Here is a 23,054-nt window from a genome sequence, read left to right on the forward strand (position 1 = left end):
CTATTCTTCAGCAAGCCAGGTACGGAGAAGATTAACGAATTCGTCCGGCTTACGCTTGGCAAGCGTTTCAAGATTTTTCCGAGCTTGGCTTTCATTGGTGACCGTTTCAAGATCAAGCGTAGGATATTCGACTTTGGTCTGCTCCGGTATATCGGCTTCCTCGACCTCGTCCTGCCTTCTTCTTCTGCGCACTAGCATAAAAGCTAGACCGCCGATAATCGCCAGCGCGGCTGCGCCGATTCCAAGCAGCCATCCCGTCGAAAGTCCGCCTGCCGCAGCATCTGTCGGGCTTTCTGCAAAATTTCGGGCAATGAGTGAAACCTTTTTGTCAATCAGCTCGTCATTATTCACATCCTGACCGGAATCGGCCAGCTGTGATCGCACAAGCGTGGTCAAATAATTCATAATATCATTTCTTGCTTGCTCATCATTCAATTGTGCGGCCTCGATGCCGATACTAATAGAGAGATCCTTCAGCACAAACGGTCCGGACTGGATATTTCTTTTGATTCGGTCAAAGTCATAGTTCCGGAGCTGGGAGCTCGTCTCGGAGGAGCTGCTCTCTCCTCCTGCCGCTTCGTAGCCCGGGATGTCGGTTTCACCTGTCCCGGCTACGCCGCCGGCTTCTGTAGAAGAGCCGGTTGATGTGGCATTATTAATTTCCTCACTGACAATAATGCCATTATTGTTATTATTATCCAGCGGTCTGACCAGATTTTCCTCCGTTATTTCCTTATCGAAGTTCATGCTGCTGGATACACTAACCACTAGATTGTCGCTCCCAACAATAGGACCTAGGAACGATAATATATTTTTTTTCAGATCAGTTTCGAATTTGCTTTGGATTCTGAATTGCAAATCCACAATATCCGCGTCTCCGATACCCATGCCGCCCGCCTCGGAGGACATGAGCTCGCCCTGCGGACTCGAAATGGTAATATCCTCAACTTCCAGGTCCGGCACAGTCGCCTGCACAAGATTGTAATAGCTGTCGATTTCCTTTTGCGACGGACGGTAGCCTGGAGTAAATTTGATTACGATTGCGGCAGATGCCTTGGATGTATCCTCCGGCGTCAGGAACACGCTTTCCTCTGCTGCACTAATGAGCACCTTGGAGCTTTCGACGCCTTGCAGCTGATTCAGAAGCTTCTGCACCTCGCCATTCAAAGCGTTCTGATAAATGACGTTAAATTCATTTTCCGTTGTTCCTAGCGCGGATGAATTAGCGCTGAACACTTCGAAGCCGATGGAGCCGTTCTGCACCAGCCCTTGCGAGCCAATATCAACCTTCACCCTGGAAGCTACCGCGCTTGGCACCATAATGCTGGTCCCGCCTCCACTGAGCTCATAAGGAATCCCGTTGCTGTCAAGATAATTCATAACGGCTGCCGCATCGGTTGCATCCAGATTTTGAAAGGCGAGTTCATATTCGGTTCTAGTGAATACGATTGTCAACAGGATAACCGTCAACAATATTCCGCTTACGGAAGCCCCCAACCATATTTTTTGCTTTTTGCCCATTTGGCTCCACGTTAGCTGAAGCCGTTCTCGATATTGGGCGACTCTCTCGTTCACAATTTCACCTCACCTTTGCTGGGAAAAACGTACGATTAGATTTGCATCCGCATGATTTCTTGATAAGCCTCAACCACCTTGTTGCGGACTTGTGAGGTGAACTGCAAGCTAAGCTGGGCCTGCTCCGAAGCGAGCAGAACCTGAGTGACGTCGACCTTGCCGACCAAATATTGATCGTTCAGCTTATGAACGTTCCTCTCTTGGGCACTGACGCTGTCCAGCGCCGTCTGTAAATATTGGCCGAAGCTTTGTGTCAGTTCAGCCGGCGTTTTCTGTGTAATAGGCTCCGACTGGAGCGCTTTAACGGGAACGGCTTGTCCCAGGTTCATCGATTGGATCATGAATTTCCCTCCGTGTTTGTCTAGTTACCGATTCCGGTTATCTGCCAATCTCCAGCGCTTTAATGAACATCGACTTGGTGGCGTTGATAGCCGTCACATTGGCTTCATAAGCTCTCGATGCCGATATCATATCAACCATTTCCTTGGCTACATCCACGTTTGGCATGTTCACGTAGCCATTCTCGTCCGCATCGGGATGCGTCGGATTGTAGACCAGCTTGGTGGGGGAATGATCCTCTTGAATTTTAGTCACTCGGACGCCCTTAGCACTGCCGTCCTCTCCCATTTGCTTGGAAAGCATGCTGGAAAAAGACTGTGAAGTAGGCTCCAATACGACCAGCTTCCGCTTGTATGGTTCAAATTTCCCATTTACAAACCTGCCGCGTGTGGTCTCTGCATTGGCAATATTGGATGAAATGACGTCCATTCGCAATCGCTGAGCGGTTAGCGCCGAGGCGCTGATATCAAAACCATTGGAAATCTTCAAGAATTAAACCCTCCCGTCGATTGCGATCCGCATCATTTTCAATTCATGGTTAATTTGTTGGATATAGAAGTTGTAATTGAGCTGATTCTTGGCCAGCAACGACATTTCCCGATCCATATCGACATTATTTTTGTTATTATTCATGCTTGTCGAATCATCCGTTACCACTTTAGCATCAGGAACCCTTGATGCGCTAGCACCAATTTCTATATGACGAGAATCGCTGATTTTACCAGCAAGCCGCTTCTGGCCTGACACACCCATCGATTCCTCCAGTAGCTGCTCGAACAAAACTTCCGATCGCTTGAAATAAGGAGTATCCGCGTTTGCGACGTTGTTAGAGATCACTCTCTGTCTCATTTCTGCTGCGTACACGGCTTGTTCCATACGGTTGAACGATGCGCCATTCAGCAAACTCATACTGCTTCACCACTTTCATTATGAAAATCCTTATGTAACGTATTCAACAGAATATTCGCCATTCCTTCTTCTTTCGACATAAAATAATTAAAAAAATGAGACAAAAATGTCGATTGATGCTGTCAGCATAATATTCAACAATTTCCTAAAACTTTACAATACGCAAATAGCCCTATCTTTTGTAAAAGATAGGGCTATCCTGGTATGCCAGACCTATGTTCAGCTTTTTATCTTTTCTAGTTCCTGAAGCAGTTGCTGATTCAGAATTCGAATATATGTGCCCTTCATGCCTAACGATCTAGTCTCGATTACCCCAGCGCTCTCCAGCTTGCGAAGAGCGTTCACAATGACCGAACGGGTTATGCCGACCCGGTCCGCAATTTTCGAAGCAACAAGAAGCCCTTCCTTGCCGTCCAGCTCCTCGAATATATGCTCCACCGCTTCCAATTCACTGAAGGACAAGGAGCCGACTGCAACAGCGACAACCGCGCGGCTTCGCACCTCCTGCTCGAATTCCTCCGCACGCTCGCGCAAAATCTCCATCCCGACAATCGTCGAGCCGTATTCAGCAAGGACGAGGTCATTGTCGTTGAAGGGGCCCGAGAGCCGGGATAGGACCAGCGTACCAAGCCGATCTCCGCCGCCGGTAATCGGAACAACGGTCATCACTTCCTGGTCGCCCAGTCGGCCGAAGCTGCTGAACATACCGCTGTCCGGGAGCACATTCGTTATCGTTTCCTCCGCCTCCAGAAAACCTGCGTTCGTCTCTGCTGTGAACCGGAGCTCGTCCGCTGTCAGCGTCCGCATATATTCGTGCTCGTACGGATCTACCGCGGCGCAGCCCAGCACTTTGCCCCTGCGGCTGACGACGAACACATTGCTCTGTATCGTCGTACACAGCACCTCTGCCATTTCTCTGAAGCTAAGCGCCTTGCCGGCTGCTCGTTGGAGCAGCCGGTTCAGCGTTCTTGTTTTATTCAATAAACTCATTTGCAAATGCCTCCCAAGACTGTAACCGCTACAATATATATTGACTCAAATCGCGATCCTTCGCAATGCCTCCAAGCTTTTCTCTTACGTATTCAGGGGTAATCGTCATCTTATCCAGGGAAAGCTCCGGTGCTTCGAAGGACAGGTCCTCCAGCAGCTTCTCCAGAATAGTGTGCAGTCTGCGCGCACCGATATTTTCCATATTGCGATTGACGTCAGCGGCAATGGACGCAAGCTCGCGGATAGCCTCAGGCGCAAACTCAACCTCGATGCCTTCCGTCTGCAGGAGCGCGGTGTATTGCTTCGTCAGCGCGTTTTTGGGCTCAGTCAGGATGCGAATAAAGTCGTCCAGGCTTAAGCTGGTCAGCTCCACCCGAATCGGGAATCGCCCCTGAAGCTCCGGTATCAGATCAGACGGCTTGGCGATATGGAAGGCGCCCGCTGCAATAAACAGCACATAATCCGTTTTGACCGGACCGTATTTCGTCATAACCGTCGAGCCTTCGACGATCGGCAGAATGTCTCTTTGCACCCCTTCTCTTGACACATCCGGACCTGAGCCGCGTGAAGGGCTTGCGATTTTGTCGATTTCGTCGATAAAGATAATGCCGCTTTGCTCGGCGCGCTTGACGGACTCCGTAATAACATCATCCATATCGATCAGCTTGTTGGCTTCTTCCTGAACAAGCGCCTTGCGCGCCTCCTTTACAGGAAGCTTGCGCTTCTTCGGCTTTTTCGGCATCAACTGGCCGAACAGCTCCTGCATGTTCATGCCCATGCTGTCTGCGCCTGGACCTTGCCCAGACAGCATATCCAGCATATTCGGCGTTGTGTCCTCCACTTCAATCTCGATGATTTCATTCTCCAGCTTGCCGGCAGCCAGCCCCTCGCGAATTTGCGAGCGCTTGAGCTGAAGCGCTTGATCCTGCTCTTTGTCCGGCTCCTCCTCTTTCTCCTCCGAGGAGCCACCGAACAGCATTTCGAATGGATTTTTGGACGGCTTTGCTTTGACGGCGGACGGCGCTAGCAGCAGCACAATACGTTCATTTGCCAGCTGTTCCGCGCGATCCTTCACTTCCTCGGTTTTCTCTTCCTTGACCATCCGAATCGCCGTCTCCACCAAATCGCGAACCATGGATTCCACATCTCTGCCCACATAACCCACTTCCGTGAATTTGGTTGCCTCCAGCTTGACGAACGGAGCCTTCACCAGCTTCGCCAGCCTTCTGGCGATTTCGGTTTTACCGACGCCGGTAGGTCCAATCATCAGGATATTCTTGGGCATAATTTCGTCGCGAAGCGATTCCTCCAGCTTGCTTCTCCGATAACGATTGCGAAGCGCGACCGCAACCGATCGCTTCGCGTCCTTCTGGCCAACGATATACTTATCCAATTCCGCGACGATCTGGCGCGGCGTCAGTGCATCATTTCCCATTGTCCATCGCCTCCGTTATCTTCATTTAGATCTCTTCTACAATGATATTATGGTTGGTATACACACAAATTTCCGCGGCGATCTCCAGCGACGATTTGGCGATTTCTTTGGCCTCCATAGCCGACGCATGCTTCACCAGAGCTCTAGCCGCAGATAACGCAAACGTGCCTCCGGACCCGATGGCAAGTATGCCGTCATCCGGCTCGATGATTTCGCCATTTCCAGAAATCAAGAGCAGACCCGTTTTGTCCATCACCAGCATCATCGCCTCCAGCTTGCGCAGCACACGGTCGGAGCGCCAGTCCTTCGCCATCTCCACAGCGGCCCGCTGCAGGTTGCCATGATGCTCCTCGAGCTTGGCCTCGAACTTCTCGAACAATGTAATCGCATCGGCGACAGAACCGGCAAAGCCGGCTACAACCTGTCCCCGGTACAGCCTCCGTACCTTTTTGGCTGAATTTTTCATAACCATACTGTTGCCGAACGTCACTTGTCCGTCTCCCGCGATAGCGCCCTTCCCTCCGTGCCGAACGGCGCAAATCGTTGTCGCGTGGAATTGCATTTCCATAATCCTGCAACCTCCTCCGATAATCATTAGGAATGGGAACCCGAAAACAAAAATCTCCTAGTTTACTGTACGGCGGATGCTGATAAATGTTCCTGTTTAAATTGTTCTATGCGCGATATCGCACGATTAGCAATCGCTTCGTTTTTTTCTTTTTTGTTGCGGATTTTATTCTCAAGCGGCGGGAACAGGCCAAAGTTGGCATTCATCGGCTGGAAATGCTTAAAGTCCGCTGTCGTAATGTATTGAGCCATGCTCCCAAGCGCAGTCTGCTCAGGCAGCACCAACGGCTCCTGTCCCTTGGCGAGACGCGCCGCGTTCAGACCTGCGATCAAGCCCGAAGCGGCTGATTCTACATAACCTTCAACGCCCGTCATCTGGCCGGCAAAAAATAAAGAATCTCTGTTCAACGTTTGATAAGTAGGCTTCAGCAGCTTGGGGGAATTAATAAAGGTGTTCCGGTGCATGACACCGAATCGCACAAATTCCGCGTTCTCCAGCCCTGGAATCATTGAAAAGACACGCTTCTGCTCGCCCCACTTCAGATGCGTCTGGAAGCCGACCATATTGTACAGCGTTCCTGCTGCGTTATCCTGACGCAGCTGAATGACCGCGTGCGGCAGCTTGCCGGTATGCGGGTTGACCAGCCCTACAGGCTTCATAGGACCGAACAGCGCGGTTTGCTTGCCCCGGCTCATCATCACTTCAATCGGCATGCAGCCTTCAAAATATATTTCCTTCTCGAATTCCTTAAGCTCCGCTGTCTCGGCGGCTATCAGCGCTTCGTAGAAAGCGTCAAATTCCTCCTCGGTCATTGGGCAGTTCAAGTAAGCCGCTTCTCCCTTATCGTACCGGGACGCCAAATACACCTTACTCATATCGATGGAGTCCTTCTCGATAATCGGCGCCGCCGCGTCATAGAAGTAGAAGTACTCCTCACCAAGCAAATCCTGAATTTGCTTGGACAAATCCGGCGCTGTCAATGGCCCCGTCGCGATAACCGTAATACCTTCCTTCGGTATTTCGGTTACTTCTTCATTCCGGATCTCAACCAGGGGATGCTCACGCAGCCTGCTCGTGACCTCGCCCGAGAAGCCGTCACGGTCGACGGCAAGCGCTCCGCCCGCAGGCACGGCATGCTGATCCGCGCAGCTGAGAATAAGGGAGTCCAGCCGGCGCATCTCCTCCTTCAGCACGCCTACTGCGTTCGTCAGGCCGTTCGCCCGCAGACTGTTGCTGCATACGAGCTCAGCGAATTGATTGGTATGGTGGGCCGGCGTTTGCTTCACCGGACGCATTTCATATAAGGTAACGGGCACGCCTTGCGACGCGATCTGCCAAGCGGCCTCGCTTCCGGCGAGACCGGCACCGATTACAGTCACTTTTTGCGACACATTCATTCATCCTTTCTGTGTGAGGGCCCATGGCCCCCTCTGGTCACCTGCGCTGAAGAACGTCCCAGCTGCAGAGTTCGTTGGAGGTAGTGAGTCCTAAGAACAACATCATCCTCCCCTGGAGGGGAGGACGTGTGTGTGGTGCTTTTGTTGAGCTGCTATCGTTATGCCTGCTCTTCTTGCTCATGCTCTGACTCATCGTCGATAATCTCTTCGGAATAATCGCAGGAGACGCATTGGAGCTTAGCTCCGCTTCGATTGCGCTTCTCCACAAGCATGGATTGACAGCTCGGGCACGACTTGCCCGTCGGCTTATCCCAGGACACATATTCGCAAGCTGGATATTGATCACAGCCATAGAAGATGCGGCCCTTCTTGCTGCGGCGCTCGATAATTTTTCCTTCATGGCAGGTCGGGCAGGTTACCCCGATGTCCTTGACAATCGGCTTGGTGTTGCGGCATTCCGGAAAGCCTGAGCACGCAAGAAACTTGCCGAAGCGGCCCATCTTGTACACAAGATGACGTCCGCACTTCTCGCAAATTTCATCCGATACCTCATCCTGCAGCTCGACTTCCTTCATCTCCTCCTCGGCAACCGAAAGCCGCTTCTCGAAGGAGTCATAGAACTTCGCAAGCACCTTTACCCAATCCTCGCTGCCTTCCTCTACATGGTCGAGGTTGCCCTCCATGTTGGCTGTAAACTCAGCGTCCAGGATTTCGGGGAAAAACTCCTCCATCAGCTCGCTGACCAGCTCGCCAAGCTCGGTCGGCATAAACTTCTTCTCCTCAATCGCCACATAGCCGCGCTTCTGGATCGTCTCCAGCGTCGGGGCGTAGGTGCTGGGACGCCCGATTCCAAGCTCCTCCAGCGTGCGGACCAGTCTAGCCTCGGTATAACGCGGCGGAGGCTGGGTGAAGTGCTGCTTGGGCTCAATGCCGTCCGTCTGAACCGCATCACCCTTCACCAGCGGCGGCAAAAACTTATGCTCCTCCACCGTACCGTCATCATTGCCTTCCACGTACACCTTCATGAACCCCGCGAACTTCACCTTGGAGCCGTTCGCGCGGAATACGGTTTGGCCCGCTTCCAGATCGACCGTCATCGTATCTAGCACTGCCGATGACATCTGGCTGGAGGTGAATCGTTCCCAGACAAGCTTATACAGCCGCAGCTGATCGCGCGTCAGGAAGGGCTTCATAGACTCCGGATCCCGGTAAATCGAGGTGGGCCGGATGGCCTCATGCGCGTCCTGAGCGTTGCTGTTTTTCTTCGTATACACGCGCGGCTGCTCAGGATTGTACGCTGCGCCGTATTTCTCCTCGATATATGCCTTGGCTTCTTCTTGGGCCACAGGCGAAATTCTGGTCGAATCCGTTCTCATATACGTAATCAGACCGACGGTGCCTTCTTTGCCAAGCTCGACGCCCTCATACAGCTGCTGCGCAACCGACATCGTCTTGGAGGCTCGGAAGCCGATCTTCCGGGCTGCCTCCTGCTGAAGCGATGACGTAATGAACGGCGGCGCCGGATTGCGAAGCCTTTCCTTCTCCTTCACTTCTACAACGGAGAACGACTGGCCTCCCATTGCCTTCAGCACTTCCTGTACGTCCGCTTCCTTGCTCAGCTCGCGTTTTTCGCCATCAACGGCATAATATTTGGCATCAAAGGCCACGCCCTTATGAAGCAGCTTGGCTGTTATCGACCAATATTCCTCAGGCACAAACGCGTCGATTTCGTTCTCGCGGTCTATAATGAGCTTCACCGCTACGGATTGCACACGTCCAGCGGACAAGCCTTTTTTGACTTTCTTCCATAATAATGGACTAATCTTGTAGCCAACTAGCCGATCCAGAATTCGTCTCGCCTGCTGCGCGTTCACAAGGTCCATATTAATTTTGCGCGGGTGCTTGAAAGCATCCTTTACCGCCTGCTTCGTAATTTCGTTAAAAACAACGCGGCATGTGTCGGCTTCGTCCAGCTCCAAATAATGCGCCAAATGCCAAGCGATTGCTTCCCCTTCACGATCGGGGTCAGCCGCCAGGTACACGTTTTTTACTTTTTTGCGGGCATCCTTCAATTCTTTAAGCACGTTGCCTTTGCCGCGAATCGTTATGTATTTGGGACTAAAATCGTTTTCGACCTCAACACCGATCTGGCTTTTGGGCAAGTCGCGAATATGTCCCATGGATGCCTTTACAATATATTTGCTGCCCAAATATTTGCCAATGGTTTTGGCTTTGGCCGGTGATTCTACAATGACGAGTGAATCTGCCACATGAGGTGCCTCCTCTCTATACAACAAACCATAAGACTACAACGCTATATATATGGAACCTGGCTGAAGCTCGATTTTCCGTTTTATACATAAATTTAGCAGAAGTGCGTTCAAATGTCCAAACGGAATCGCAGACAGCTCGTGCAGCTCATTGATGCTCAAGGGCTGATCCCGCAAAAAAGCTATAATCCGACTCTCCTCGGCGGACAGCGGGACGTTCAGTCCCGGGCTTTGGGGCTCGCTTCCACCCTGCGAATCGACATAACGCTTGGACTGCTCCTGCAGCCATGGCAGCTCTTCGTACACTTGACTGGCCTCCGTCATGATACGAGCCATCCCCTCGCGGATCAGGTCATTTGGGCCTTCACTTTTGGGGGAGGTGATGGGGCCGGGCAGCGCGAACAGCTCCCGATCCATCTGGAACGCATGGTTAGCCGTAATGAGCGAGCCGCTTCTGCGCGCGCCCTCCACTACGATCGTTGCACGGGATAACGCCGCAATAATCCGATTGCGCTGATGGAATTGGCCCGGATGGAGCTTTGTCCCGATTGGCGTCTCCGACAGGATCAAGCCATCCCGTGCGATCCGGCGGAATAGCGACTCGTTCTCCGGAGGATAACACGTATCGATGGGTGTAGGCAACACCGCTATTGTGCTGCCAGCTCCCTTGAGAGCCGCTTCATGAGTAATCGCGTCCACACCCTTGGCAAGTCCGCTTACAACGGTCAGACCGCTTCTGGAGAGCTCCAGCGCGAATGCTGCGGCGGCATGTCGCCCATAGGCCGTCGGAACGCGAGTGCCTACGATCGCGGCAGCCGGTCGATCCAGCAGCTCCAATCGCCCTCTCGCGTACAGTACCCAAGGAGGCTGCGCAATTTGCCGAAGGATATCGGGATACCGTTGGTCAGTGGGAGTAAGCACAACGGCATGGGCTGCGCGCACAGCAGCCGACTCGCCGGTTGCGAGCTTCCACGGCTGCTCCTGATATAGCCGAACCGCACTCTCCGCTTGCTTGGGCTTCAGACCGATGGCAAGCAGCTCCTCCACGGTCCAGCAATCTCTCCGCCACAGCGAATGCTTGACCGCCTTATCAATGGCATGCCAGCCTATTCCCGGTATCTCGTAGAGCGCGATAATCATCTGCCTGCGAGCTTGTTCGTCTTGATTCATCCTATCAGCCCTCTCATTGTAGGGCCGCCTTGCATTCCTATCTATTGTGCGTTACAAACCGCAAGAATGCAAGCCGACCGTTGAATTTAACGATTTTCACCTGGCGGTGGAACACAAAAAGGCAGCCTTCCGACCACCGCTGAACACGGTGACGAAAGGCTGCCTGCCTTTGAACAATCTATTATTTGCGAGTGATGCATTTCTCCAGAAGACCTTGCTCTTCCAGAACGCTTACAAGCGTGGAGCCCATCTCGGAAGGAGTTGGAGCTACCTTAATGCCGCAAGCCTCCAGCGTCGCGATCTTCTCGGCTGCTGTTCCCTTGCCGCCGGAGATGATTGCGCCTGCATGGCCCATACGCTTGCCCGGAGGCGCCGTTGCGCCGCCGATGAAGCCAACAACCGGCTTCTTCATGTTCGCTTTGATCCACTCAGCGGCTTCTTCCTCAGCCGTTCCGCCGATTTCGCCAATCATAATAACCGCGTAAGTGTCGGGATCGTCGTTAAAACGGCTAAGAATATCGATAAACTCCGAGCCTTTCACCGGGTCGCCGCCGATGCCTACCGCGGAGGATTGACCGATGCCGCGAGTCGTCAGCTGATGTACAGCCTCGTAAGTCAATGTTCCGGAACGGGATACAACGCCTACATGCCCAACAGTGTGAATGTAGCCCGGCATAATGCCGATTTTGCATTCGCCAGGTGTAATAACGCCAGGGCAGTTCGGTCCGATCAGAACCGTTTTGCTGCCTTCCATATAGCGCTTCACTTTCACCATGTCAAGAACAGGAATGCCTTCTGTAATACAGATAACGAGATCCAGCTCTGCGTCTACAGCTTCCATAATGGAGTCTGCAGCGAATGCCGGCGGCACGTAAATAACCGAAGCTGTCGCGCCAGTCGCTTGCTTCGCTTCCTGAACCGTGTTGAATACGGGCAAGGAAACAACTGTGCCGTTCTCCAGCGTAATATCGACATTGGTGCCGCCTTTGCCTGGCGTTACGCCGCCGACCATTTGCGTGCCGTAGTCGAGCGCGCCCTTGGCATGGAACATACCCGTTTTGCCTGTGATGCCTTGAGTGATGACTTTTGTATCTTTATTGACCAAAATACTCAACTGAACTCACATCCCCTGATTGAATTTCTACGCGTATATAGGGCCGATTCCGATCGGCTTATTTCACCAGTGCGACAATTTTCTGAGCGCCGTCCGCCATGGAATCTGCAGCCACAATGTTAAGGCCGGATTCGTTAAGCAGCTTCTTGCCCAGCTCTACATTCGTGCCCTCAAGACGCACAACAAGCGGACGGTCCAGGCCAAGTTCCTTGGCAGCCGCGATTACGCCTTCAGCGATAACGTTGCAGCGCATGATTCCGCCAAAGATATTGACGAAGATCCCCTTGACCTTCTCGTCGGACAGAATGATTTTGAACGCTTCCGTTACTTTTTCTTTTGTCGCGCCGCCCCCTACGTCAAGGAAGTTCGCAGGGTCGCCGCCGTAGTATTTGATAATATCCATAGTCGCCATCGCAAGACCAGCGCCGTTAACCATGCAGCCGATGTTGCCGTCGAGAGCGATATAGCTCAGGTCGTATTTGGACGCTTCGATTTCCTTCGCGTCTTCTTCTTCCAGGTCGCGCAGCTCGATAATATCCTTCTGGCGGTACAGGGCGTTGGAGTCGAAGTTCAGCTTCGCGTCCAGAGCCATAACGTTGCCATCGCCCGTTACGACGAGCGGATTGATCTCGGCGATGGAGCAGTCCTTCTCCACGAATGCCGTGTACAGGGCAAGCATGAACTTCACAGCCTTGTTCACGAGCTCAGCAGGAATGTTGATGGCGTAAGCCAGCTTGCGAGCCTGGAACGGCTGCATGCCAACGGCCGGATCGATAACTTCCTTGAAGATTTTCTCAGGGGAATGCTCGGCAACCTCTTCGATCTCCGTTCCGCCTTCTTCGGACGCCATCATGGTGACGCGGCCCGTGCCGCGATCAAGCACAACGCCAATATAATATTCTTTTTTGATGTCGCAGCCTTGCTCGATCAGAAGGCGCTTGACCTCTTTTCCTTCCGGTCCTGTCTGATGAGTAACAAGCACCTTGCCCAAAATTTCGCTCGCGTAAGCGCGCACCTCATCCAAACTTTTGGCGACCTTGACACCGCCTGCTTTGCCGCGTCCACCCGCGTGAATTTGCGCCTTCACGACGACGACCGGCGTACCGAGCGATTCCGCTGCGGCTACGGCCTCATCTACGGAGAATGCCACCTTGCCCTCCGGCACGACTACCCCGTATTGCTTCAGTACCGCTTTGCCTTGATACTCATGGATATTCATTGTTGAAATCCTCCATTTCACAGACTCTCGAATAAGTCATATGTACAGTACACAAACCTTTATCATTGTAGCACTTTTGCTTGTCCAATTCCTTATTTTTCTGATTGAAAGCGCAAGCTTTTTTGATATGGATATCATCTCAAAATGAGATTAAACCCCGCCACAAGCCCTAGTATGACCCAATCCCCACCATTTAACCGCCTGTCTTAGGATAGGTTTGACAGATAGTAGCCGAGGCCTTACTATAGGATCATCGCAATCCTATAGCGTATAATTATTTTCAGTGAGGAAGCACCTTCTGAATGGACGTTTATTAACCATTCCAGGAGGTGCTTTTTTTGTACAGCTTTACGCATAGCGCAAGCGTGATGGGCGTGGAGGGCCGCAGCATATTCGTCGAGGTCGATATCAGCAGCGGCCTGCCGCAGGTGAATGTGGTCGGTCTGCCGGACCCCGCCGTGCGGGAGTCGGTGGAGCGGGTGCGCGCCGGCCTCAAGAACAGCGGCTTCACATTCCCGATGGATCGCATTACCGTCAATTTGGCGCCCGCAGATATGCGGAAGGAGGGCACGGCCTTTGATCTGGCTATCGCCGCAGGCATTCTGACCGCGAGCGGCCAGCTTGACGGAGCATTGCTTGATGGCACGCTGCTCATAGGAGAGCTGTCGCTCGACGGCGGCGTGCGCCCCGTAACCGGCGTGCTCGCCATGATGGAACAAGCCCAGAGAATGGGCATGAAGCGCGTTCTGCTGCCCGTCGGGAACCGCAAGGAGGCGGCCTGGATTTCCGGCATCGACGTGTATGCCATCGCCCACGTTCGGGAGCTGAGGCCCCAATCGGCTGCCGGCCCTAGTCCTGCCCCCTATTGGTCGCGGTTCGCCACGGATGAGAAGGCAGCGGGAAGCCGCAGCCATGACAATTGTATGCCTAGGGAGCAGCTGGATTTCGCAGACATTATTGGACAGCATCAGGCCAAGCGAGCCATGCTGATCGCGGCATCGGGCAAACACAATATATTGCTGAGCGGACCGCCCGGCACTGGCAAAACGATGATGATTCGGCGTCTTCCCGGCATACTGCCGCCGCTAACGGAGACGGAGGCGCTGGAGGTTACAAAAATTTACAGCGTGGCGGGCAAGCTGCCAGATGGCGCTGGGGGACTTATGCAGCAGCCCCCGTTCCGCGCGCCTCATCACAGCATCTCAACGGGCGGCCTCATCGGAGGCGGGTCCATTCCGAAGCCGGGCGAAGTGACGCTGGCGCACCGCGGCGTACTTTATTTGGATGAGCTGCCTGAGTTCCCCCGCTCCGTACTGGAGCTGCTGCGGCAGCCAATCGAGGACCGCGTCGTAACCATCTCCAGGGCCAGAGCGACCATTCAGTTCCCTGCCTCGCTCATGCTGGCGGCCTCGTTCAACCCGTGTCCCTGCGGATATTATGGGCATGAGTTTGGAGAAAAGCGCTGCACATGCAGCCCGGCCGTTATTACACGCTATCGCTCCAAGCTGTCGGGGCCGTTGCTGGATCGGCTGGACCTGCAGCTGGAAGTGCCCCGCCCGATCTCGTTCGAGCGAGAACGAAATGAAGCCAGCGTCACAACAGCGGAGCTGAGAGCGCAAGTGGCCCAAGCGCGCGCCGTTCAAGCGGAACGCAACCTGATATACGGCGTCACCTGCAACAGCGAGCTGTCGGGCGAGGGTTTAAGACGGGCGGCTGCCCTGAAGCCGGACGCGCGCAAGCTGATGGACACCGCGTTCCAGCAGCTAGGCATCAGCATGCGCGCGCATGACCGCCTGCTGAAGCTTGGCCGGACGATCGCCGACATTGAAGGAAGCCGCTTAGTGGAGTGCGAGCATATCGCAGAAGCGATTCAGTACAGGCGATTAGACCTGAAGCTGTGAAGCACCGCTGCCCACAAATCTGCAGGATCAAGCAGGACGCTGCCCATTAGTTGAGAAGCCCTTGTAGGGGTTAAAAGGTATAGCCACCCCCTTTTGAATACGATATAATTCTGGAGTAAGGCGTAACATCCACTTGGTATATCTTTATTATCCCTAATTTCATCATCCGATCCGACATATCTAAAATAATCGTTCCTACAGGAGCTACTATTGCAATTGTTGGCGGTTTGTTTGGATGATTGACATTTACGAAAAGGAGCTAATTACAATAAAGCCTGCAATTACATATCGTTTAGGCATTTGCGCAGCCTGCTTAGTCCTGCTTAACTTTACAACTACATCATCGCAAAACACGATATTGACCATCGTAGCAGCCTATACCGGAATTACAGCAGTTTTCCATATTGCAAGTAAATTCATCCAATCCAGAAAAAAAGAGAGGCCGTGACTGGCTTCTCTTTTTTGTTTGGTTCAGCAGGTTTTATCCATGCCTACCTAATATCTGCTTCGTCTTAAAATTAATTACCGTAATTGACGGACTAAGCATCTTTTTATAATTGTCATATCTTTATCACTAAACGTTCCATACTGCTTAATAAATTCAACAGCCTCATCTTCCATTTTTTTCATACTGAGTTTAAACGCTATAAAGTCACCTCATTTTTATTCTTCGCTTGCATCGTTAGAATACTTTAACTTATCTACTTGAATCCAAGTAATTAATTCTTTCTTATCTATTGGATAGGTATCTTCAAGATCTTTATTCTCCTCCAAAAACACCTCTCCTTTCCGTGTCAGTTTTGCTGGACGCAGTGAAAATTTATCGCCTGCTCGCAATACTCTTTCCAAATATCCTTCTCTCTCGAGGAGTTTAATCATACGCTCAAACTCGAAGTCTTTTAATCCATAATGCCTACTTTCAGGCATATTCTCTTTCCAGTGTATTTCTCTCAGAATACTGTAGCCAACTCTCATCTGAACTTACCTCCATTGGATATTGTTTGAAATGACATGAAACTGGTTTACAATTGGTTTCATTAAAGTTGTCATTCAATCCGAGACTTATTATGTTACCAGAAATTTCTCCTTTCTGGGTTGAGAGTGCATGTGATATTGGCTCGTTTGTACTGTCAGTATCTGAATTTGATCAGAATCCTTCAAATGTAACAGCACCATCAAATTTTAAGGGAATAGGATGGGAAAAGCATCATATTTTCGAGAAAAGATTTGCCTCGCAGTTAGGCACAACAAGCGCAGACATGTTGTTGCCGCTCAGTTTCCCTATCGGGAAACGAGCGGCTTTTTCTTGCCAAGGATGGCGTCAATAAGGGACAATGAATGGCGTGTGCAGCCGAAGGCTGTACCGCCATTCATTGTCCAAGGAGCTGCGAAAACGACCAAATAAAAAAGGAAGACGTTATGGGTTGCAGCCCCGTCTTCCTTTCCCCATTTCGCTTAGCGTTAGAAATGAAACCAGAGATTTCACGACAGGTAACGTTTACGGTCATAAAGACTGGAAAGCAGCAACCGGTCGTCGGCTGGGAATACGATAGCAAGGACTTCTTCTACTACAATAATCTTAGTTATATTGTTAATACGCACAAGGGTTGGGGAAGAATAAAGATCGGGAAATACAGTAACAAATCAGGTGTTACTGAATCGACGTCTGCTGTAGGTTCTTACTTCCATAAATATGGCGTTGCTACTGGATCATTGTCATTCAGTCCAGCCCCTTCCATAGGCATTTCATTTGCATCTGGGTATGATCAATTTGCAGATGCGACTACTAACCCATTCTCTTGGACAAATTACAACTATTAAACATTAGGCGGATTTATTCCGCCTTTTCATTTACAAGAAAGTAGGTTTGGTTGATGGATATTTTCGCGTTTGTCTCAATGGTGATATTCGTTGTTAGTTTCCTTTATGCCTTAAAATCACTCAAAGAAAAGAATAAATACTTCGGAGTGCTTGTTTTTACATCTGCAATTTTCGCAGGTATCAACTTCTGGCTCCTTTATTACTTTATTGAAAATTGAAATGAGTGAGGATTTGGCGTGCTTTATTTGGATGATGTCAGAAGAAAATAAAGTATTAGACCTGCGCCGGTTAGTTAGGCTTAAGGGCAGATTATCGTAATATTAAAATGGGGCTCGCCTCTTTATTTATATCTCCTGGAGATCAGAAACTCGGCAACGGGATACACGGCCAAACCGAAGCACAAAATGAGGCTTAACGGGACATTGTCTTGTCCATTCACGTACTTCTCGACGACGAGAAGGATAACCAGGGCGATTAGAAGGGCGAAGTAACTGATTTGTGCGCTTTTCAATTGAATCGTTTTGCCCAATTCGTCGTCTTGGCTGAAACCCTGATGCTGGGTTCCCCATGTCAAAGCGGACATGACCACTCCGAGCGGAATCGCCAAGCGGATGAAATCGTCAACAACCCCAAGCGTATCTCGTTGAAGCCACCGGTAGAACATTTGACAGAACAACAAGAAGAATAGTCCCCCGACGATATAAGCTAGAAGCTGACGCCAGTTCATCTTGGCGGTTTTCATAATTTTTTTCCTCCTTGAAGAGACTTGTTAATTACGAATGAATAACTCATCGACTGTCATGCCTAAAACATCCGCAAGTTTAAAGGCAAGCTGAAGCGTCGGATCGTATTTATTATTCTCGATGGCATTGATTGTTTGTCTGGAAACGTTACAAACCGCTGCGAGTTGTTCCTGCGAAATGCCATTTTCCTTACGAATCTCCTTGATTCGATTCTCCAATTCACCAACCCCGTATGTCAAAATGTTTTTACATCTCCATAGTATTTAATTACTCTGTAAATGTCAAATTCTTTTTACATTTTTCCCGTGATAAAGCTGACTTCATAACTTAGGGCGCGTAAAGCAAACGGAAAACGTTAGTTTAACAACACAGCGGCAGTCTACGACTTTATTTTCTCGTTCAGGGCCGCTGCCGGTGAAAATAATGCGTCAGTCTAGAACTTATTCCCTATACCTGATGTTTTTCAAACTCTGAAACCGCATCAAATCAACCAACCCAGTCAAATATTTTTTTTCTTTCAACAGATTCCTCACGCACCAAAAAGCCGCGTTCCCTCAGAACGCGGCTTCGTAATGGGTATAAGCCTCAATACGATCATCTTCGCCTATGGTTACGGCTATCACATCAAACCGGACAAAGGCGTCACGCTGTCTGGTCATCGTCAGATAAGCCGCAGCTACGCTGCGAAGCTTATTCTGCTTGCGCGCGTCGACCGACTCGGCCGCTGTGCCGAAGCGCCCTACAGAGCCGGCGCTTCTGGCCCTCACCTCGATGAACACGAGCCGCCCACCTTCACGGGCGATCAAATCCAGCTCCCCAAGACGCGAACGCCAATTGGTCTCCAGGATCTCATAGCCTTGGAGCGCCAGACGCCGACTCGCCTCCGCCTCTCCCAGAGCTCCCAGCCGCTTGCGATTAACGGTCATGGAGCAGCTCCTTCGCGCGACGATCCGATTGGTAGACGAAGCTCAGCACTTCTGCAACCAAAGCATACAGCTCCGCTGGAATTTCCTGATCCACGTCCAGCTTGGACAGAACCTCCACCAGCGAGGCGTCCTCTTGTACAGGAACGCCGCTGTCCTTCGCCTTCTCCAGAATGCGGTCAGCCAGAAAGCCCTGGCCCTTGGCGACGACAACAGGCGCAGAACGTTCGCCCGGCTCGTATTTGAGGGCAACCGCCTTCCGCGGAGGAGTCGCCTTTTCTCCTTCTCCATGCTGCTTCATGCCCGGTAATCCACCCCTTTGTAGCGCGTTGACGCGAATTGGGACAAATCTGGAGGACTTTGAGCTTTGGATTTGACCGTCGAGGCTGCCGCAGTCTCCCCCTGGGAACCCTCCGGAAGCGGGGTAGCCCGCAAAGAGGACAGCTGGTAGCCCGTTTCCTGCAGCCGATCGGCGATGTCGGCGCGCGACGTTTCGATCAGCTGAGTGATAGCAGGATGGTCATTCCAAATATTGAGGCTGACGATTCTGTCCGTCACCGTCACATCCACCAGCGTATCCCCCAGGCTCGACATGGTCAGATGAAACAGCAGCCGGCAGTTCTCGGCGTCCAGCTCTCCTCGCTTGCCCCGCCTCGTCTGGATATGCACGGAAGCCGTGGTGCCGCCGTTCGCGTCCTGGAACGGAATGAACATGGTCACATGCGTGAAGACGGAGCTGTTGCGCTCCGGCGTTAACAGCAGCTGCTGGCCGGTTATATGGTTCACCAACTGCTGAGCCGTCTCCTTCAAGGATGCCGGTGCGTCGCTCGCGCTGGCGAGAGACATCAGCGCGCTCTTCAGCGATTCCGATACAAGAGGGGAGCTTGCGGGCGAAGACTCCGCCGCCGGTAATCCCTCCCCCCCGATCTGGGAGGCTAGCATCGCCAGCTGAGCTGGCTGCAGAGGCGCCACGGGAGCCCGGCCGCTCGCATCCGCGCCTGAGGCTCCTGGCGCAGCTGCTTGTCCGCCTGCCCCCAAGTCGCCTCTGCTCGGCGTATTCACGGACCTCTGCGCCTCGTTGGCGACGGGCCCCGGCCTGGTCTCTCCCGAGGCCAGGCGCGCGCCTTCCTCCGACGAACCGCCGGCGCCTCGCGCCACCCCTTGCCTGGCCGCCTGCTCCAGCTCCCCGCCAGCTTCCTGCGCCAACTGATCTCCAGAAGCGCCTGGAGCGCCTGGAGAGGGCGCTGTAGCCGCTGTAGCCGCTTTGGCCAGCTGAAGCTCATGATCGACGCCCATCCACTTCATCAAGCCGCTTAGCCAGCCTCCTGCCCCTTGGCTTGGCGCAGCAGAGGCTCTAGCGCCCGCGCCATCGGCGCCTGCCGAAGCCTGAGCCGCGCCTGTTGCCTGCTGCGCAGCACCTGGCCATTCTCGCTTCCCGACCACAGGCGCCGCCTCCTCATGCGCTAAGCCCGCTGCCGCCGCCGCTCCGCCTAATGCGCCTGCAGCTGGACGATTCGGCTCATGAGCCGCCAGGCCGCCGCTGCGGATCGCCTCGCCCTGCTCCAGCAGCGCAACGACGCGCGTTGCTGCCGCTAGCGCGGGCCGCTCAGCTTCGCTTAGTCCGGCCGCGCCGTTCTGCGCGCCCACGTAAGCCTTAAGCTCGCTTTCCAAAGATTGGAGCAGCTCATGGGCCGACCTCCCATACATGACCTGGCTCATGGATGCAATCGTAGCCTGCGTCATGGGCAGCCCGCGTTTGAATACAGCAGCCGCAGCCGTCATCCACGGCTCGGCGTCCACCCCTGCGGGTCTAACCGCAGCGGCCTCCTGGAACGCCTTGGCGGCGGTCCGATTCAGAAGGAAGCCCTCCCTGCGCAAATCCTTGACGATGTCCAGCGCCCAGCGCTGATCCGGCAAGCTCAATAGCTTGGCGAAATCCCGGAACGTATCGTCTAGCAATCCCGTTTGACTAGGATCAACGGCCTTCAGGATGACGACCGAGGCGGTGGATTCCGGCTGAACCTGCAGGATGGCCGATTGGCCAACCGACAGCGGCATCTCAAGCTTAGCCCGCACCTGCACACCGTTTATTTGCACAAGCGCTTCATTATTTTCGAAGGATTGCATGACGACGCCTCGTACAACCTGGCCAACCTTCAGCTCCATGGCCTTCACTTCGCCGCCCGTTGAATCGCCAAGCAATCCACGCATGATTTGACCGATATTCATGTCTGACATTCCCTCCATCGCGGGATAGCACCTTTATGCTTACCATTCATACACCTTATATCGGTTATATGTGCTGAACCCTGAAGCGAAATTCCAGCAGCATCCATCCTTCAGAACAAAAACGCTCGGCAGCCAGCGACCGCCCCTATTGGGCGTTAATCACCAGGCAACCAAGCGTCTTCTACTCATCATGCATGTTCAAGCCATTCAGCCTACACTTCCACTTCACCCAGAAGCTTCTTGAGGAATGTGCGGCGATGCAGCGGACTTGCTCCGTACTCCAGCAGTCGATCCCGATGAAGCTTGGTCGCATAGCCCTTATGTATAGCAATTCCGTAGTCCGGATAACGCGCTTCCCATTCGCCCAGGCATAGCCGATCTCTCGTTACCTTGGCCATGATGGATGCTGCGGCGATGGATTGACTGGTCGCGTCACCCTTCACAATGGCTTGCTGCGGGAGCGGCGAATCCACTCTCTCCGCGTCAACAAGCAAATAATCGGCCCGCACATTCAGACCCTCCACCGCCATTCTCATCGCCAGTCTGGCTGCCTGCTTAATGTTGATCTCGTCTACGGTAGCGGCGTCAACATGAGCGACAGACCAAGCTATGGCTTCCCGCGAAATGATGTCGTACAGCTCATTCCGCTTCTTCTCCGACAGCTTCTTGGAATCGTTGACGCCTTCAATGACAAGGCCAGGCGGCAGAATAACCGCACCCGCAACAACGTCCCCGAACAGACAGCCTCGACCTACCTCGTCCACCCCGGCAATGGCGCTATACCCTTGTGACCACAGCTCTCGCTCCAGCTCCAGCAGCATATCGATGTCCCCCGTTTCTCCGCTCCCGGCAGCTTGGGCCTTACACTTGACGCGCAGGCATATCGTCGTACGGAGCTTCCAGCGTAATGCGTCCCAGCTTGCCAGCTCTCAAATCACGCAAAATAATGCCGGAGGCCTTCTCCAGGTCTACTCGGCCGCCGCCCATCAGACAGCCCCGCCTGCGCCCGATATCCTCCATCACGCGGACAATTTCTTCCCCGTCCTCCAAATCCGCAGGAGGCTTCTCCAGCTCGTAGCGCTCCTTCAGCGTCGGCCAATAACGGCCAGCCAGCTCGCGAATCGCAAAAAACGCAATATCATCCACATTAAGAATTTGCTCGCGAATAGCGCCCGTCATGGCCAGCCGGTAGCCCACCAGCTGATCCTCGAATTTCGGCCACAATATGCCCGGCGTATCCAGCAGCTCCATCTCCGTACCGACCTTGATCCATTGCTGGCCCTTCGTAACGCCCGGCTTGTCGCCGGTTGCCGCGATATTGCGCCCCGCAAGACGGTTGATCAACGTAGACTTGCCGACATTCGGAATGCCGACGATCAGACCTCTGACCGCTCTTGGATTCATGCCCTTCCCAATCTGCCTCGCAATCTTCTCGTGCAGAATTTCCTTCGCCTTCATGGGAATATCCTGTACCCGAGTACCCGTCTGAGAGTCAACCGACACACATTCATGGCCCTCATGGGCAAAATAAGCCATCCATTGCTCCGTCGTCCTGGGATCGGCTAAATCCGATTTGTTCAGCACAATCAGACGCGGCTTGCCCTGCAAAATATCGTCCACCATGGGATTGCGGCTTGACAGAGGCACCCTCGCGTCAAGCAGTTCAATCGCGATATCAATTAGCTTTAATTTCTCTTGTATCTGCCGTTTGGCACGGGTCATGTGACCCGGGAACCATTGAATGGCCATTCCTTCACCTCTTGTCTAGTACCTGTGCTTAATGAAGCTGATCTTGTCCAGCGGCCAGAAAATAACATCCGCGCGTCCGACGATTTCCTCGTCCTTCACGAAGCCGATTACCCGGCTGTCCGTGCTGTTGCCGCGGTTGTCTCCCAGCACGAAGATCATCCCCTCCGGCACCGTCTTCTCTGTCACCGTTTCATTAGGAAAGTTTTTCTCCGTATTATAAAGCTCGCCTCTTGCGCGCGCAGCCTCGATTGCCTCTTTTATGTACGGCTCCTCGACTAATACGTCATTGATGTACAAGTCATCTCCGTCAAGACGAATTTGATCTCCGGGAACGCCAATGACCCGTTTAATGAACTTTCTGCCCTGCTCCGGCACGTCAAACACGACAACCTCTCCGAACTGGGGCTCACGAATATCATACAGTATTTTGTTCACAATTAACCGTTCGCTTGTCTCGAAATTCGGCTGCATCGAGTCCCCGTCCACAATAAAGGGAGAAAATAAAAACTGCCTGATTACAAATACAAGCAAGACAGCGATAACCAGGGCTTTGATCCACTCCACAATTTCTTTAAAGGCCCTGCCTTCTCTCTGATGCGTGACGGAACGTGGTGTATCGTTGGCGGCTTCCTGGACACTGCCGTTTTCCTTCGTCTCGTCTACGGTTTTCCACTCGTCTTCGTTACGATGCTGCGAATCCAT

Annotated in this window: 23 protein-coding genes; 2 read left to right on the forward strand and 21 right to left on the reverse strand. The window is 52.7% G+C overall.

The genetic code is table 11. The annotated features are described in order from the left end of the window. From fliF to sucC, 12 genes are all read right to left on the reverse strand, one after another. The gene (gene fliF, locus AB1S56_RS13995) at nucleotides 1-1,575 is read right to left on the reverse strand and encodes a flagellar basal-body MS-ring/collar protein FliF (protein WP_340868641.1); all 1,575 of its coding nucleotides are present in this window, start codon (nucleotides 1,573-1,575) and stop codon (nucleotides 1-3) included. A gap of 35 nt (nucleotides 1,576-1,610) precedes the next feature. After that, nucleotides 1,611-1,916 carry a flagellar hook-basal body complex protein FliE gene (gene fliE / locus AB1S56_RS14000; RefSeq protein WP_340868640.1) on the reverse strand — a complete coding sequence of 102 codons (306 nt, stop codon included), beginning with the start codon at nucleotides 1,914-1,916 and terminating at the stop codon, nucleotides 1,611-1,613. A gap of 37 nt (nucleotides 1,917-1,953) precedes the next feature. Beyond that, nucleotides 1,954-2,403 (reverse strand): flagellar basal body rod protein FlgC, encoded by a 450-nt coding sequence (flgC, locus tag AB1S56_RS14005; RefSeq protein ID WP_340868639.1) that lies wholly within the window; start codon nucleotides 2,401-2,403, stop codon nucleotides 1,954-1,956. Between the two features lie 3 nt (nucleotides 2,404-2,406). Beyond that, nucleotides 2,407-2,823: a flagellar basal body rod protein FlgB gene (gene flgB / locus AB1S56_RS14010; RefSeq protein ID WP_340868638.1), complete on the reverse strand. Its 417-nt coding sequence runs from the start codon at nucleotides 2,821-2,823 to the stop codon at nucleotides 2,407-2,409. A gap of 219 nt (nucleotides 2,824-3,042) precedes the next feature. After that, nucleotides 3,043-3,813: a GTP-sensing pleiotropic transcriptional regulator CodY gene (gene codY, locus AB1S56_RS14015; protein ID WP_340868637.1), complete on the reverse strand. Its 771-nt coding sequence runs from the start codon at nucleotides 3,811-3,813 to the stop codon at nucleotides 3,043-3,045. A 28-nt stretch (nucleotides 3,814-3,841) separates the two neighbouring features. Next, nucleotides 3,842-5,248 carry an ATP-dependent protease ATPase subunit HslU gene (gene hslU / locus AB1S56_RS14020; protein WP_340868636.1) on the reverse strand — a complete coding sequence of 469 codons (1,407 nt, stop codon included), beginning with the start codon at nucleotides 5,246-5,248 and terminating at the stop codon, nucleotides 3,842-3,844. A gap of 25 nt (nucleotides 5,249-5,273) precedes the next feature. Beyond that, nucleotides 5,274-5,816, reverse strand: coding sequence for an ATP-dependent protease subunit HslV (hslV, locus tag AB1S56_RS14025; RefSeq protein ID WP_340868635.1), 543 nt, complete (start codon nucleotides 5,814-5,816; stop codon nucleotides 5,274-5,276). Nucleotides 5,817-5,878: 62 nt separating this feature from the next. Beyond that, nucleotides 5,879-7,213 carry an FADH(2)-oxidizing methylenetetrahydrofolate--tRNA-(uracil(54)-C(5))-methyltransferase TrmFO gene (trmFO, locus tag AB1S56_RS14030; RefSeq protein WP_340868633.1) on the reverse strand — a complete coding sequence of 445 codons (1,335 nt, stop codon included), beginning with the start codon at nucleotides 7,211-7,213 and terminating at the stop codon, nucleotides 5,879-5,881. 158 nt (nucleotides 7,214-7,371) lie between these two features. Further along, nucleotides 7,372-9,483: a type I DNA topoisomerase gene (gene topA / locus AB1S56_RS14035; protein WP_340868631.1), complete on the reverse strand. Its 2,112-nt coding sequence runs from the start codon at nucleotides 9,481-9,483 to the stop codon at nucleotides 7,372-7,374. 36 nt (nucleotides 9,484-9,519) lie between these two features. Beyond that, nucleotides 9,520-10,653 (reverse strand): DNA-processing protein DprA, encoded by a 1,134-nt coding sequence (gene dprA, locus AB1S56_RS14040; protein ID WP_340868630.1) that lies wholly within the window; start codon nucleotides 10,651-10,653, stop codon nucleotides 9,520-9,522. A 181-nt stretch (nucleotides 10,654-10,834) separates the two neighbouring features. Beyond that, nucleotides 10,835-11,767: a succinate--CoA ligase subunit alpha gene (gene sucD, locus AB1S56_RS14045; RefSeq protein WP_340868628.1), complete on the reverse strand. Its 933-nt coding sequence runs from the start codon at nucleotides 11,765-11,767 to the stop codon at nucleotides 10,835-10,837. A gap of 58 nt (nucleotides 11,768-11,825) precedes the next feature. Beyond that, the gene (gene sucC, locus AB1S56_RS14050; RefSeq protein WP_340868627.1) at nucleotides 11,826-12,986 is read right to left on the reverse strand and encodes an ADP-forming succinate--CoA ligase subunit beta; all 1,161 of its coding nucleotides are present in this window, start codon (nucleotides 12,984-12,986) and stop codon (nucleotides 11,826-11,828) included. Between the two features lie 338 nt (nucleotides 12,987-13,324). On the opposite strand from sucC, the gene AB1S56_RS14055 reads away from it, so the two are divergent. Continuing rightward, nucleotides 13,325-14,887 (forward strand): YifB family Mg chelatase-like AAA ATPase, encoded by a 1,563-nt coding sequence (locus AB1S56_RS14055; protein ID WP_367903362.1) that lies wholly within the window; start codon nucleotides 13,325-13,327, stop codon nucleotides 14,885-14,887. 663 nt (nucleotides 14,888-15,550) lie between these two features. On the opposite strand, the gene AB1S56_RS14060 is transcribed toward AB1S56_RS14055, so the two are convergent. Then, nucleotides 15,551-15,862: a hypothetical protein gene (locus AB1S56_RS14060; protein ID WP_340868625.1), complete on the reverse strand. Its 312-nt coding sequence runs from the start codon at nucleotides 15,860-15,862 to the stop codon at nucleotides 15,551-15,553. Between the two features lie 92 nt (nucleotides 15,863-15,954). On the opposite strand from AB1S56_RS14060, the gene AB1S56_RS14065 reads away from it, so the two are divergent. Further along, nucleotides 15,955-16,215, forward strand: coding sequence for a hypothetical protein (locus AB1S56_RS14065; protein WP_367903363.1), 261 nt, complete (start codon nucleotides 15,955-15,957; stop codon nucleotides 16,213-16,215). A gap of 833 nt (nucleotides 16,216-17,048) precedes the next feature. On the opposite strand, the gene AB1S56_RS14070 is transcribed toward AB1S56_RS14065, so the two are convergent. The 8 genes from AB1S56_RS14070 to lepB form a co-directional block, all read right to left on the reverse strand. Next, nucleotides 17,049-17,450: a hypothetical protein gene (locus tag AB1S56_RS14070; RefSeq protein ID WP_340868624.1), complete on the reverse strand. Its 402-nt coding sequence runs from the start codon at nucleotides 17,448-17,450 to the stop codon at nucleotides 17,049-17,051. 27 nt (nucleotides 17,451-17,477) lie between these two features. Further along, the gene (locus AB1S56_RS14075; RefSeq protein WP_340868623.1) at nucleotides 17,478-17,669 is read right to left on the reverse strand and encodes a helix-turn-helix transcriptional regulator; all 192 of its coding nucleotides are present in this window, start codon (nucleotides 17,667-17,669) and stop codon (nucleotides 17,478-17,480) included. 336 nt (nucleotides 17,670-18,005) lie between these two features. Further along, nucleotides 18,006-18,377, reverse strand: a complete 372-nt coding sequence (locus tag AB1S56_RS14080; RefSeq protein ID WP_340868622.1) for a YraN family protein — start codon at nucleotides 18,375-18,377, stop codon at nucleotides 18,006-18,008. Beyond that, nucleotides 18,367-18,675 carry an EscU/YscU/HrcU family type III secretion system export apparatus switch protein gene (locus AB1S56_RS14085; RefSeq protein WP_340868621.1) on the reverse strand — a complete coding sequence of 103 codons (309 nt, stop codon included), beginning with the start codon at nucleotides 18,673-18,675 and terminating at the stop codon, nucleotides 18,367-18,369. Before AB1S56_RS14085 ends, AB1S56_RS14080 begins: the two co-directional genes overlap by 11 nt. Then, complete coding sequence (locus AB1S56_RS14090; RefSeq protein ID WP_340868620.1) at nucleotides 18,672-20,603, reverse strand: flagellar hook-length control protein FliK; 1,932 nt, start codon at nucleotides 20,601-20,603, stop codon at nucleotides 18,672-18,674. Before AB1S56_RS14090 ends, AB1S56_RS14085 begins: the two co-directional genes overlap by 4 nt. A 212-nt stretch (nucleotides 20,604-20,815) precedes the next feature. Next, nucleotides 20,816-21,481 (reverse strand): ribonuclease HII, encoded by a 666-nt coding sequence (locus tag AB1S56_RS14095; protein ID WP_340868895.1) that lies wholly within the window; start codon nucleotides 21,479-21,481, stop codon nucleotides 20,816-20,818. Then, complete coding sequence (ylqF, locus tag AB1S56_RS14100) at nucleotides 21,465-22,352, reverse strand: ribosome biogenesis GTPase YlqF (RefSeq protein ID WP_340868618.1); 888 nt, start codon at nucleotides 22,350-22,352, stop codon at nucleotides 21,465-21,467. The genes AB1S56_RS14095 and ylqF overlap by 17 nt, the downstream gene beginning before the upstream one ends. Nucleotides 22,353-22,367: 15 nt before the next feature. Further along, entirely contained in the window at nucleotides 22,368-23,054 is a 687-nt protein-coding gene (gene lepB, locus AB1S56_RS14105; protein ID WP_340868617.1) for a signal peptidase I, read from the reverse strand.

The organism is Paenibacillus sp. PL2-23 (assembly GCF_040834005.1).
In the GTDB taxonomy this organism is placed as follows: domain Bacteria; phylum Bacillota; class Bacilli; order Paenibacillales; family Paenibacillaceae; genus Pristimantibacillus.